Annotated in this window: 9 protein-coding genes and 1 pseudogene; 7 read left to right on the top strand and 3 right to left on the bottom strand. The window is 62.7% G+C overall.

The window, feature by feature from the left end; translation table 11 throughout:
* Positions 1–7: 7 nt before the first annotated feature.
* The 4 genes from ACQ86E_RS31435 (at position 8) to ACQ86E_RS31420 (ending at position 7,708) form a co-directional block, all read left to right on the top strand.
* The gene (locus tag ACQ86E_RS31435) at positions 8–1,888 is read left to right on the top strand and encodes a KAP family P-loop NTPase fold protein (protein ID WP_431203249.1); all 1,881 of its coding nucleotides are present in this window, start codon (positions 8–10) and stop codon (positions 1,886–1,888) included.
* A 217-nt stretch (positions 1,889–2,105) separates the two neighbouring features.
* Complete coding sequence (gene qatB, locus ACQ86E_RS31430; protein WP_244626175.1) at positions 2,106–2,738, top strand: Qat anti-phage system associated protein QatB; 633 nt, start codon at positions 2,106–2,108, stop codon at positions 2,736–2,738.
* A complete protein-coding gene (gene qatD, locus ACQ86E_RS31425; protein WP_431203248.1) occupies positions 2,735–4,795 on the top strand; it encodes a Qat anti-phage system TatD family nuclease QatD in 2,061 nt (686 codons plus the stop codon). The genes qatB and qatD overlap by 4 nt, the downstream gene beginning before the upstream one ends.
* Before the next feature lie 897 nt (positions 4,796–5,692).
* Entirely contained in the window at positions 5,693–7,708 is a 2,016-nt protein-coding gene (locus tag ACQ86E_RS31420; RefSeq protein WP_431203247.1) for a carbohydrate porin, read from the top strand.
* A gap of 319 nt (positions 7,709–8,027) precedes the next feature.
* On the opposite strand, the gene ACQ86E_RS31415 is transcribed toward ACQ86E_RS31420, so the two are convergent.
* Positions 8,028–8,258: a hypothetical protein gene (locus ACQ86E_RS31415; RefSeq protein WP_431203246.1), complete on the bottom strand. Its 231-nt coding sequence runs from the start codon at positions 8,256–8,258 to the stop codon at positions 8,028–8,030.
* A 182-nt stretch (positions 8,259–8,440) separates the two neighbouring features.
* On the opposite strand from ACQ86E_RS31415, the pseudogene ACQ86E_RS31410 reads away from it, so the two are divergent.
* Positions 8,441–8,656 (top strand): annotated as a pseudogene (locus ACQ86E_RS31410) (DUF2171 domain-containing protein); the annotation flags it as partial.
* A 177-nt stretch (positions 8,657–8,833) separates the two neighbouring features.
* Here ACQ86E_RS31410 and flgB read toward each other — a convergent pair.
* Complete coding sequence (gene flgB, locus ACQ86E_RS31405; RefSeq protein ID WP_151650756.1) at positions 8,834–9,235, bottom strand: flagellar basal body rod protein FlgB; 402 nt, start codon at positions 9,233–9,235, stop codon at positions 8,834–8,836.
* Positions 9,236–9,650: 415 nt separating this feature from the next.
* On the opposite strand from flgB, the gene flgK reads away from it, so the two are divergent.
* Positions 9,651–11,531: a flagellar hook-associated protein FlgK gene (gene flgK, locus ACQ86E_RS31400; protein WP_431203245.1), complete on the top strand. Its 1,881-nt coding sequence runs from the start codon at positions 9,651–9,653 to the stop codon at positions 11,529–11,531.
* Between the two features lie 260 nt (positions 11,532–11,791).
* The gene (locus ACQ86E_RS31395; RefSeq protein ID WP_431203244.1) at positions 11,792–12,034 is read left to right on the top strand and encodes a DUF2171 domain-containing protein; all 243 of its coding nucleotides are present in this window, start codon (positions 11,792–11,794) and stop codon (positions 12,032–12,034) included.
* Positions 12,035–12,134: 100 nt separating this feature from the next.
* Here the strand turns inward: ACQ86E_RS31395 and ACQ86E_RS31390 are convergent, their stop codons facing one another.
* Positions 12,135–12,314 (bottom strand): hypothetical protein, encoded by a 180-nt coding sequence (locus ACQ86E_RS31390; RefSeq protein WP_028136438.1) that lies wholly within the window; start codon positions 12,312–12,314, stop codon positions 12,135–12,137.
* Positions 12,315–12,399: the final 85 nt, after the last annotated feature.

Raw genomic sequence — 12,399 nt, 5'->3', positions numbered from 1 at the left:
ATTGCCGATGTGGCCCGATAACGAAACCGAGCGGGACTTCCTGAACTTCTCCGGCGTCGCCGAAACCGTGGCCGAGATCATTGTGCAGGCCAAGGGACGCCCGATCTCGATCGGCGTGTCTGGCGCCTGGGGCATCGGCAAATCCTCGATGATCAAGCTCACCCGCTCGGCGATCGCCGCCAGGAAGGACGAGAGCGGGAAGAAGGCCGCCGACAAGTACGTCTTCGTCGAGTTCAATGCCTGGCTCTACCAGGGCTATGACGACGCGCGTGCTGCGTTGATGGATGTGATCGCTGACAAGCTCGCGAAGGAAGCGGAGAGCCGACAGACGGCACTCGATAAGGTCGCGTCCCTTGCCAAGCGCGTGAAATGGCTCCGGGCCGCGAAACTCGCAGCGACCTCGGCCGCCTCGATCTATTTCGGGGTGCCCCCGGTCGGCGCGGTCGGCGAGATCTTCGAGCTCGCCAAGAAGGTCTGGTCCGAAGGGGTCGGGAAGGAAACCGGCGAAGCCGCCAAGAAAGCTGCGGCGGACGCGGCGCAGGAAGGTGGCGAACTGCTGAACCCGAAGGAGGAAACGTCACCGCCGAAGGAGATTCAGGCGCTGCGCGACGCGTTCGAACAAGCGCTCGAGGAGCTCGGGATAACTTTGGTCGTCCTGATCGACGATCTCGACCGATGCTTGCCGGAGACCACGATCTCGACCCTGGAGGCGATCCGCCTCTTTCTGTTCCTCAAGAACACCGCCTTCGTGATCGCGGCCGACAACGACATGATCAAGCACGCCGTCCGGAAGCACTTCGTCGGGGTCAGCGACGACCTGCTGGTCACCAACTACTTCGACAAGCTCATCCAAGTTCCCATTCGGGTGCCGCAGCTCGGGACCCAGGAGGTCCGCGCCTACATGATGCTCCTGTTCGTGGACAACAGCGAGTTGTCCGACGACGACAAGGAGAAGATCCGCGCTGGCATGATTGGCCAGCTCAAGCGGACGTGGCAGGGAAAGAAGGTCGACCGGGCCTTCGTCCAATCGCTTGGCGTGAAGTTGCCCGAGCATCTTGTCGGTCAATTCGACACGGCCGAGAGGCTCGCCTCGCTCATGACGACGGCGTCGGGGATTCTGGGAAATCCGCGGCTGATCAAGCGCTTCCTGAACGCGCTCTCGATCCGGATGACGATCTCGAAAGCGCAGGGCGTTGGCGTCGACGAAGCGGTGCTCGCTAAGCTGTTGCTTTTCGAGCGCATCGGCGACACCGCAGCGTATGCCGAACTGGTCAAGAACGTCAGCGCCTCGGGTGAGGGAAAGCCTACGTTCCTCCAAGAATGGGAAGACGCGGCGACAGCGGGGCGCGATCTCGATCTGAAGGCGCCGTGGAACGCTCCCTTCGTGAAGGAATGGTTGGCGCTCTCGCCGCCCCTTCACGACCACGACCTGCGCGGCGCGCTCTACGTCGGCCGCGAGCAGGCGCCGCTTATCACGCCCGAAGACCGCCTGTCGTCGGAGGCGGCCGAGTTGCTCACGGCCCTGCTCGAGCACCCCGACATGGCCCACCAGCTCAAGGACAGGCTGACCCGGGTCTCGCGTATCGAAGTCACGGTGATGATGGATCGCCTGCTCGAGCGCGCCAGAAAGGAGCAGGACTGGGGTGTCCCGCCTATCCTCAACGCCTGCATCGCTCTCGCAGATGCCGACCCACCACAAGGAGCCCGTCTCGCTGCATTTCTCGCGGACCGCCCTTCGCAACAGATCCAACCGAACATCGTGCCGAAGATCGGCGACCGTCCATGGTCGAGAAGTGTCCTCGATGCATGGAATTCGTCTCCTGACGTTTCGCGCCCGGTGAAGACGGCGATCAGAAAGACGAGAGAGCATGGGAACGTCGCAATCTAGTGACGGTCCCGGCCCAGGCGTGCCGTTGGTCCCTCCCTGGACGCCGGCCGCCCCACAGGATCCCGTCCCACCCGTACCCCAGCCCGGATCTCCGGACGTTCCGCCGGACGCTCCTCCGGCCGATGGCGCCCTGCCCCCGTCTCCCGCTGCGCCACCGCCAAGCCTGCAGCCGGCGCCGTTGGCACCCGAACGACGGTTCGGCGGCGTTCGCTCGAGCTTGGGCAATTTCGCGCGATCCGGGGACGGCCGCGACCTTAGACGCGGGCTCGGACACTACGTCCGCAATGGCTACGGGGGATCGAATTTCGCGACGCAGCGGTTCGGCGGCACCGCTCAAACGGCGGGATCGCTCGGCCATGCCCTCTATTCCACGGCGCAGGGGGATGCAAACGCTCCCGTCGATGCGGCCGCGCTCGCTGGCCGGTCGACCGAAGAGATCGCGAGCGCGATCATCGAGGCCGTCAGACCGATCGACGGGACTCAGGATGCGGAAGCCGAACGTGCGTCCATCCACGACGCGATGTCCGAATTGCTGACGGAATACCCGGACGCCGATCTCCTCGATCTGTCCGATCCTGAACGCGAGTTCGTCATCGAGAAATTCACGGCCATCGACGTGGCACGACGCTTCGAGCTGGATGTCGGCAAGACGTTGCTGGAGAGAGCGCCCACCGCGACCGTCGCGCTGGCTCGACTGAAACAGATGCGGTCGTATATCGCCGAGACTGTGGCCGCCTCCTTCCGCAAACTCAAGGAACAGGGACGCAGGCTCACCGCCGGACGCGTCGCGCGCGTCGTCCAGGCTGCGTTGCGCGAGACGTTCGAGGTCTTCGAGGGGTACGAAGAGTGAAGTTGCTTTGCGCGCCGGCCGAGGTGCGTCGGCTAAAGGAGAAAGGCACGCTCAGGGTCGTCCTCTACGGCCAGCCTGGGGCTGATGATCGCGGCAGCGCCGGTGCGGCCGTGCGCAACGAAATTCGCAGAGCGCGTCTGGCTCCGAACCGCAGGGCGTGGGATCTGCTGTCCATCGCGATGTCCGTCATGGCGGCTGATGCAGCGGGACGACGTAGCCTAAGTCCGGACGGCTGGACACGCGAGTTCGAGATGGAAGTCGCGGTCGCCGAACCGGCATTCTGGAACAAGTCCGCGGACCTCCTCGCCGACGCGTTGACGTTTCTCACGACCGACCGATGGCAATTCCGTTTCATCGCCGGCGGTGCAGCGCCGCAGCCGCCGGCGGAAGTTTTCCGACCGCCCGAAGGCAGCGTCGTGCTCCTGTCGGGTGGGCTAGACAGCTTGAGCGGCGCCATCGACCTTGCGGCGTCCGGACAGCGACCCGTCGCCATCAGCAAGACAGTCCGGGGCGATGGAGAAAAACAGATCAGGTTCGCGTCGTTGATCGGCGGCGGTCTGCGCCACTTCCAGTTGAACGACAACGCGGCCGTTCCGGGCACCGAAGATACCTCCCAGCGGGCGCGCTCGATCATCTTCCTTGCCTTCGGCGTTCTCGTCGCCACGGCGCTCAAGCCATATCGTCCCGGCGGCTGCTTGCCGCTCTACGTCTGCGAAAACGGCTTCATCGCCATCAACCCGCCGCTGACGGGAAGCCGCATCGGAAGTTTGAGCACCCGTACGGCCCACCCTTACTTCCTCTCAAGGTTCCAGGACGTTCTCGACGCCGCGAACCTGGGCGTGAGTATCCACACTCCTTATGGATACACGACCAAGGGCGAGATGCTGAAGACGTGCGCGGACCAGGACTCGCTGCGCACGCTGGCGGCAAACTCGACGAGTTGCGGCCGCTTTCAGCGCTACAACTACCGCCATTGCGGGCGGTGCGTGCCGTGTCAGGTCCGCAGAGCGGCCTTCCTCGCTTGGGGCGAAGACGATCCGACCGACTACGTCTACGAACATCTCGGTCGGGACGATCCGGATCACGCCGGCTTCGACGACGTCCGCTCGGTCGGCATGGCGCTGGCGGCCTCAAAGGGCGCGGGGTTCGACGATTGGCTTGGCGGAGCCCCTTTCGTGGCAGGGGATCGAGGAGCGCGACGCGCTGAAGGATATGCTACGACGGGGACTTGCCGAACTCGGCGCCTTGCACGTGAAATACGGTGTCAAGTGATCGACCTTCATGCCCATCTAGATCTTTATCCGGATCCGGTCGCGACAACGAAGGAGTGCATCGAGCGCGACCTTTTCGTCCTGTCGGTGACGACGACGCCCTCGGCCTGGTCGGGAACAGCCGCCTTGGCGAAGGATGCGGCGCGCATCCGTACCGCGATCGGATTGCATCCTCAGATCGCGCAGGAACGCCGGGGCGAACTCGGGCTCTTCGAGGAGTTGCTCCCGCGATCACGGTATGTCGGCGAGATCGGTCTGGATGGCGGCCCAGAACTGAAGGCGACCTGGGAAACGCAGCGCCACGTCTTTGACGAAATCCTTCGGATGTGCGGGGCGGTCGGAGGCCGCATCATGACGATACACAGCAGGCGGGCCGCCGGGCCCGTTCTCGATGCGCTCGCGTCGCGGTCCGATGCAGGCGTCGCCGTTCTGCATTGGTTTTCCGGGACGCGCCGCGAGATCAAACGCGCGGTCGATCAGGGTTGCTGGTTCAGCGTCGGCCCGGCGATGCTCGCCGGCGAGAGAGGACGCGGCCTGGTTGCCGAAATGCCCCGCGACAGGATACTGACCGAGACGGACGGTCCCTTCGCACAGGTCGAGGGGCGCTCCCTGTTTCCTTGGGACGTCGCCAAGGCCGAGCCGATTCTCGCCGATCTATGGGCCGTGGACGAAGGCGAGGTCCGGGGCCAATTGCTTGCGAACCTCAAGCGACTCACGACGCGGATCGCTCCGGAGCGCGGCAGCGCCCCCGGGCGGGGCTCTTCGGGCGTTGGCTGCGCCAGCTAATTCAGCACTCGCATCGAGTCGGGCGTGAGATCGTTCTCCGCTTTTCGACACGGCGGCCAAGCGACCCAGCCGACAGAAAGTCAAGGACCGCCATCCCCGTCGCCGCTCAGCGGTCGTGATGGCGCTTGTGCCAGACAATTCCCCTAACGGTCTCGTCGACCGCCCCGGCGGGATTCGGGCCCGTTTGGTGGTGTCCGGAGGTATGTGAAGCTAAGGCGTCTTGCTTTCCAATTCGGCCACCGAGAACGGGTCACCATGTCCGGCCGCGGGGCGGTCTGGAATACTCGATGGTGAAGCCACCACCCATCTCCGTGTCGAACCCTGCTGAGACCCCCGTTTCTGCCGACGAGAGAGGCATCGGACGGCGCGCGAGGCAACTCCCCGCGCCACGCCCCGGACCTCCGCCGGAGAAGACCGGTGACCCGGCAGAGCGATTCGATCTCCAGAAGAACTTAGAGGCCCACGCAGGCGCCGAAACACGATCCGGAGGTCGGCACCGATATCCACCTCGATCGCGCCCACCGCGGGCACTGGGCGCAGCGCTTCCAACAACTGTTGCAATTCCATCACGTCGACAGTGTTAAACGATTACCTGTCCAATAGCACTTCTTGCAACTAAGAACTATTCGCAATAAGGCTGGATGGGTTCACTGGGTCATCTCCAGATGCGTGTCGTCCACCATCGCGCTCCATCACCTGCCCTCGCGGCGTCGAGCGTTCGAGGTCGCTTGCGACTGGGCGGGGTCCTAAACGGGTATGCACAACCGCGGGTGCTGCAGGGTCGCTGTGAAACATTTCGCGGCGAATGCACGCCCTGGTCAATTCAGCGACAGGATTGGCGGCGTGCAGGCTAGATTCAAATTGTTGCCAAGCGGCCGCCGCCGTATCGAAAGCGGTATGAAGAGGCGGACGCTCGACGCGATGAAGAAGGTCATCATCGGCATGATCCTGGCGGCCGTTCCGGCCGCCAAGGGACTTTCAGCCGATCTCGGCGAAGTCCGGCCAGGCCAGGCCGTCGACTGGAGCGGCCCCTTCGTTGGCGGCCATTTCGCCTATGGCGTCGGGTCCTCGCAGTACGCTTTCGGCGCCCCGGGACTGGCTCCGTCGTCCGGATCGATCGACCTGACGAACTCCCTCAACGCGTTCAAAGGAACCGGCTCCTACGCTCTCGGACTGGGCGCCGGCTATAACTACGTGCTGCCGTCCCACGTGCTCCTCGGCATCGAAGGCGACCTCACCTTTCCCAATACGATCTCCGGGACAACTTCGGTCGTCGGCGCTCAAGGGCCGGCGGCCCTGAAGGAAACTGTCCTGACATCGGGAACGCTGAGGGCCCGCCTGGGATACGCGTCGAGGTCCTGGTTGTTCTACGCCACGGGCGGCTTCGCATGGAGCTACGACCAGGCGACGCTCGACCCGCTCGACGGCACCCCGGGAGACAAGATCGGGTTCACTCGGCTCGGCTCCGCTTGGGGCGCCGGCGCCGAAGTCGCCCTGTCGGCAAACTGGTCGGCGCGGTTCGAATATCTCTACACGGACTTCGGGACGAAAGAGAAAGCGTTCGGCGGCACGCAGCGTCTGTCCTCGGATCTCGCGGTGCAGACCGCCCGCCTCGGCCTCAACTACCGCTTCGGTCAAAATGGGCAGAAGGTTCTCGAGGACGGCTTGACGCCCTTCGAAACCGACCAGTTCAGCATCCATGGGCAGACGACCTATCTGCAGCAGTACGCGCCACCGTTCCGCTCTCCCTACACCGGCACGAACAGCCTCATTCCGAACCAGACCCGACAGACCTGGGACGTGACGCTCTACGCCGGCTTCAGGCCTTGGGCCGGCGGAGAATTCTGGGTCAACCCGGAGATCGATCAGGGGTTCGGCCTGAGCTCGACCTTGGGTGTGGCCGGATTTCCGAGCGGCGAGGCCTACAAGGTCGGATCCGCTGCGCCCTACGCCCGCATTCCCCGCGCCTTCTTCCGTCAGACGTTCGACCTCGGCGGTGATACCAAGAAGGTCGATGCCGACATCAACCAGTTCGCCGGCACGCAGAGCGCCGACCGCTTGGTCCTGACGGTGGGAAAATTCGCTGTCACCGACGTCTTCGACACCAACAAATATGCCCACGACCCGCGCAAGGATTTCATGAACTGGTCGATCGTGGACACCGGCACGTTCGACTACGCCGCCGATGCTTGGGGCTTCACCTACGGCGCCGCCGTCGAGTGGTACAAGGGCGACTGGACATTCCGCGGCGGCTTGTTCGATCTGTCGACCGTTCCCAACAGCACCGAGCTGGATCCGACGTTCTCCCAATTCCAGTGGATCGGCGAGATCGAACATCGCCATGAGATCTGGGGCAAGCCGGGCAAGGTCGCGGTTACGGGATTCCTGACACGCGGGCGCATGGGGCGCTTCGACGAGGCCGTGGCGCTCGCGCAGGCGACGGGCACAGCCGCGGACACCGCCCTGGTCCGGCGCTACCAAAGCCGGGCCGGCATCAGCGTCAACCTGGAGCAAGAGGTCACGAAGGAGCTCGGCGTCTTCGCTAGGGCCGGCGTCGCCGACGGATCCAAGGAGTCCTATGAATTCACCGACATCGATACGACGGTTGCCGCCGGCCTGTCGCTGGCGGGATCTTCCTGGAACAGACCTAACGACACGTTCGGATTCGCCGGCGTGTTGAACGGCATCTCGCAAGCGCGCCGCACCTACCTCGATGCGGGCGGTCTCGGCATTCTCGTCGGAGACGGACGCCTGCCGAACGCCGGCCCCGAGAAGATCATCGAAACCTACTACAGCTTTCCACTGTGGTCGTGGCGCGCAACGCTGGACTACCAGCTCGTCGTCAACCCGGCCTACAACCGCGACCGCGGTCCGGCGTCGATTTTCGGCGTGCGCGTCCGCTCGCAATTCTGACGGCCCATCACGGACAACGCGAACCGTCTATTGCCAACGCTGGATCGTGTCGGCGTAAACGGGGCTTGCAAGCGCGGTTTCAGCCAACACAGTCCTGGCGCTGGAAATGACATCGGAAGCGCCCTAACGACTGTTCTCTCCGACGAGGCGTGTTTTGGATTCCGAGCGCAGATCCCGACGCCAACGAAGGCCTTTCGACAGTATAAACCAAAAGGCCGCCCCAGGAGGCGGCCTTCGTATTCGCGTCGCTGCATTCGAGCGACCATCAGCCGGATTGTTGGAGGAGGACATCCCCAGCCGTACGTTGCGCGGAGCTTCCTCAATAGCGGTGGTGGCCTCGCTTGATCACCACCGTCCTGTTGCCGTGCATTCTCATCCCCCGATGCATATCGCCACCATAACGCATGCCGGCCCCATGGGGACCGCGCATCTCGGCCCCCGCGCCGTATCCACCATGATGTCCCCCCTTCTTGACGATCACCGTCTCCGCCGAGGCAGGCAATGCGAACGAAACGGCCAAGCCGAATACCAAAAGACCAAGCTTCTTCATGTTCCAAGTCCCTCTGTCATCAGTCGTTACCCAAGTCACACGTCATCGTGACGTTCCCTCCTACGGAGGCGCCCGGTTGCGACCAAATTACGCACGACTAAACGATCGACCGGTGACCCTGGACGGCGAGCAACCTTGCTTCGGTTCGCGCGTTTCGCGTTTTCAACGAAGGGGGACGCGCGATGCTGGACGCCACGCAGATCAAGGCATGCATGGACGTCATTCCATCGACAAAGAAGCCGTCGGAAAAGTCGATCACCTGGAAGGGCCCGACAAAGATCAAGTTGACGAAGCACAGTTCGCTTGACGGCGACCACCATGATTTCATTCCGGTGTCCTGGGTCGATCATGTCGACCAGCACGTGCACCTCTCCAAGACCGGCGACGAAGTCGGCAGCACGAAGGAGGCGAATGAGGGCACCCTTCCTCGCAAGCGGACCGAGGCCGAGACTGGGCCCCGCCAGTGTCGTATCGCGCCACACTGCTGCGTTCAGCAAACGCGGGTTTTTCGTGTCTCGATGTGCGGTTGGAGCGAGAGATTCAGAAAATCGGAGCGCATATAAGATGATGTCTTGTCAGCGCTTGCCCAGCGCGGTCTTGAGAAGACCCAGACTCCGGCTGTACAGGGCCGTTGCGGCCGCGTAGTCCATTTGGTTAGCGGCCGACTTCTGCATCTCTTCCTCAAGGCTCACAGCGTTTCCCGCGGGACGTGTCTGGTAGCCACCCGGCTTTGTTTCAGAAGAACTCCCACCACCCGAAGGAAGTTGGTGGGACGAGTTGGTACGCATCAGAGCCAGCGCAAACGTCTGACCCGTGGCCTGACCCTTGGCGCCAATTTTCGGTTCGACCAGATCAGTCGGCTTGAAGTTGGGAGTGTCGGAGTTTGACACATTCTGCGCCAGCACCCGCTGGCGCTGCTGGTGCCAATCCATTTTTGTACGAAGCGCAGCGAGAGTGGAAATATCATTGATCGCCACCGACGTTCCTTCCCGCTTGAATGCTTCCACTTTTCTGACTAGGCAGATTTTGCCCACCTTGGTTAACGCCTGGTAAACATGCGGAACGCAGCGACAAGTTGACGCGATCAGCGCTCGTTGCTCATGTAGATTTCTGTCAAATCGAACTTTTGATCATCGCTTCGACATCCGGACACAGCGGAGCATCACCGATGCATCGACGAAATCCGACGCGCGCGCGCGAAAGCGCGATTCACTCCTGTATTATTTGCATGAGACTCTCAGGCAATTGTTACCCGCTCCGCGAGCGAGCTTGCAGTTATTGCAGAAAACTACTGACTTTGCTGCGTTTCGGAGGTTCTGATCGTTGGCATAGTTCTTGCGAACTTCGCAACACGCCCCGCGCCCGTTGCTTCGATCAAGAACGAGCTTCACCATGAGCCTAAATTCTGCCCTTGCCAGTGCGATGAGCGGTCTGCGTGCCAATCAGGCCGCGCTCTCGATCGTCTCATCGAACGTCGCGAACTCGCAGACGCCAGGCTACGTCGCCCAGACGCCGAACCAGATCGAGGTCACCACCGGCGACTTCGGCTCGACCGCGATGACGACCGGCGTCAGCCGCGAACTCGACACCTATGTGCTGAACCAGCTCCGCACCGAGACCGGCGGAAGCGGCTACGCCGACCAGATGGCGAGCATCCTAAAGCAGCTTCAGAATGTGTATGGCACGCCCGGCAGCAGCGGCACGCTCGAAACCGCGCTGAACAACTTCACCACGTCGCTGCAGGCGCTGTCGACCAGCGCCGGCTCGTCGTCGGCGCAGAACGTCGTGCTCGGCGCGGCGCAGGCGCTGGCGCAGCAGCTCAACGTCACCACCAAGGGTATCCAGTCGCTGCGCTCCAATGTCGAGCAGGATCTCGGCAATTCGGCGCAGGCGGCGAACGTGGCGATGAAGCAGATCGCCGACATCAACACCAAGCTGCAGGGCCTGTCGGCTAACGATCCGTCCGCCGCGACACTTATGGATCAGCGCGATCAGGCCATCAACACGCTGTCGAAATATGTCGACCTCCGCGTCACCACCGACGGCTCGAACCAGGCCAACATCTACACAACGACGGGTATCCAACTGGTCGGTGCGGGTCTCGCCTCGCAATTCACGTTTGCATCTGCCGGTGCCCTCTCGGCGACCTCGCTCTACAACATCGATCCGACCAAGTCCGGCGTCGGCGCACTCAACGTCAAACTGCCGAACGGCTCGATGATCGACGTGGTCGCCAACAACGTGGTATCCTCAGGTCAGATGGCGGCCGATCTCAAGCTGCGCGACGAGACGTTGGTGCAGGCGCAGACTCAGATCGACCAGCTCGCCGCGACGATGTCGAGCGCGCTGTCCGACAAGACGACGGCCGGCAGCACCGTCTCCGGCCCGCCCACCGGGTTCGACCTCGACCTCTCCGGCGCGCAACCGGGCAACACGGTCAACATCACCTACACGGACACGGTCACCAACACCCAGCGCCAGGTCACCCTCGTCAACGTGACCGATCCTGCGGCGCTGCCGCTGCCGAACGCCACCAATGCCAACCCGTTCCAGATCGGCGTGAACTTCTCCAGCGGCATAAGTGTGATCGCGGCGGCGCTCAACACCGCACTGCCAAACACGCGTCTGACATTCGCCGCGGCCCCCTCGCCGGCGGCGGCGATGACGCTCCGGGTCACAGACGAAAACACTGGCCTTGCCAAAGTCAACTCGGCCTCGATCACCAAAACGATCGCATCGCTGAGCTCGGGCAATCCGCAACTGCCGCTGTTCACCGACGGCGGGCAGGCTCTCTATACAGGTGCGATGATGGCCTCGGGCTCGCAGATGACCGGCCTTGCCGGCCGCATCGCCGTCAACACGCAACTGGTCACCGACCCGAGCAAGTTGTCGGTCTACAACACCTCGCCGGTGACGCCCGCAGGCGACACCACTCGCTCGGACTATCTCTACTCGCAGCTCACGACGGCGGTGTACTCCTACTCGTCGCAGACCGGTCTGGGCTCGTCGAGCCAGCCATTTACCGGCAGCATCTCGAGCTACCTCCAGCAGTTCCTGAGCGTCCAGGGCAACGCCGCGACGCAGGCGACCCAGCTTCAGCAGGGCCAGAACGTCGTCGTCTCGACGCTCCAGGCCAAGTTCAATTCGACCTCCAGCGTCAACCTGGACTCGGAGATGTCGAACCTGATCCAGCTTCAGAATGCCTATGCGGCAAATGCCCGAATCATGTCGGTCATTCAGGAAATGATGGACGTGCTCATTAGAGCTCAATGAGCGACTTGAGAAAGCCGTCACTGCCTTGCATAGCGCTGTCGATATTCGACATGGTCGCTCGTCCGCGGGCGATGGGAGGCATCTTCAACCTGTCGTTCGGCTCTCCATACCGGCGGAGCCCCGGCGGCGTGAATTCGTCGTCGCAACAATCAGCCGTCACGCCGGTAATCATATTTCCTATGGTCCATCCTTCAACCGCGCGAGAGCAACCTTCCCGGTACGGGGGCGTTGCATCCTTTCCACTCACTGGAGGATACCCCATGCCGGACACATCGCAGATCAAAGAGCACATGGACGTGATTTCGTCGGACAAGAAGACCGTAGGCAAGGTCGACCATCTGGAGGGTAGCGATAAGATAAAGCTCACCAAACAGAGCTCGCCCGACGGCGATCATCATCACTTCATCCCAGTCGCCTGGGTCGATCATGTCGACCAGCACGTGCACCTCTCCAAGACCGGCGAAGAAGTCACCGGCCACTGGCAGCACGAAGGTCGCAAGTAATCACGGCTTCTCGACTGGGAACCTCGCGCCTATTCGGCAGCCGACGCGACAACAGCCGCGTCGGCTGCTCTCCTCAAGGACCCGGGAGTTTGCGCCGAACTCAGCCGACGAACAGTTTTCGTAGTGCGATCACGGCGACCGCTGCGCCCAGAGGACCGACTAGCGTGACCCAGTAGCTGTCGGGAAACGCGCGATGCAGCAGGATGCCGGCCGAACTGGCCGACAACGCTATGAGCACCAATAGTCCAACAACGAAGAAGACGCGCTGAACCTTGGACATGCTGCGGGAATTCGCGTCCTCCTTTTCACTATCGTGGCGAACCACCGACCGTCCTCTCGTGTCGAAATTAAAGGAACCCCGCGGT

It is taken from the genome of Bradyrhizobium betae (assembly GCF_050632175.1).
Lineage (GTDB): Bacteria > Pseudomonadota > Alphaproteobacteria > Rhizobiales > Xanthobacteraceae > Bradyrhizobium > Bradyrhizobium betae_B.
This window is presented reverse-complemented; position numbering and strand designations above follow the sequence as displayed.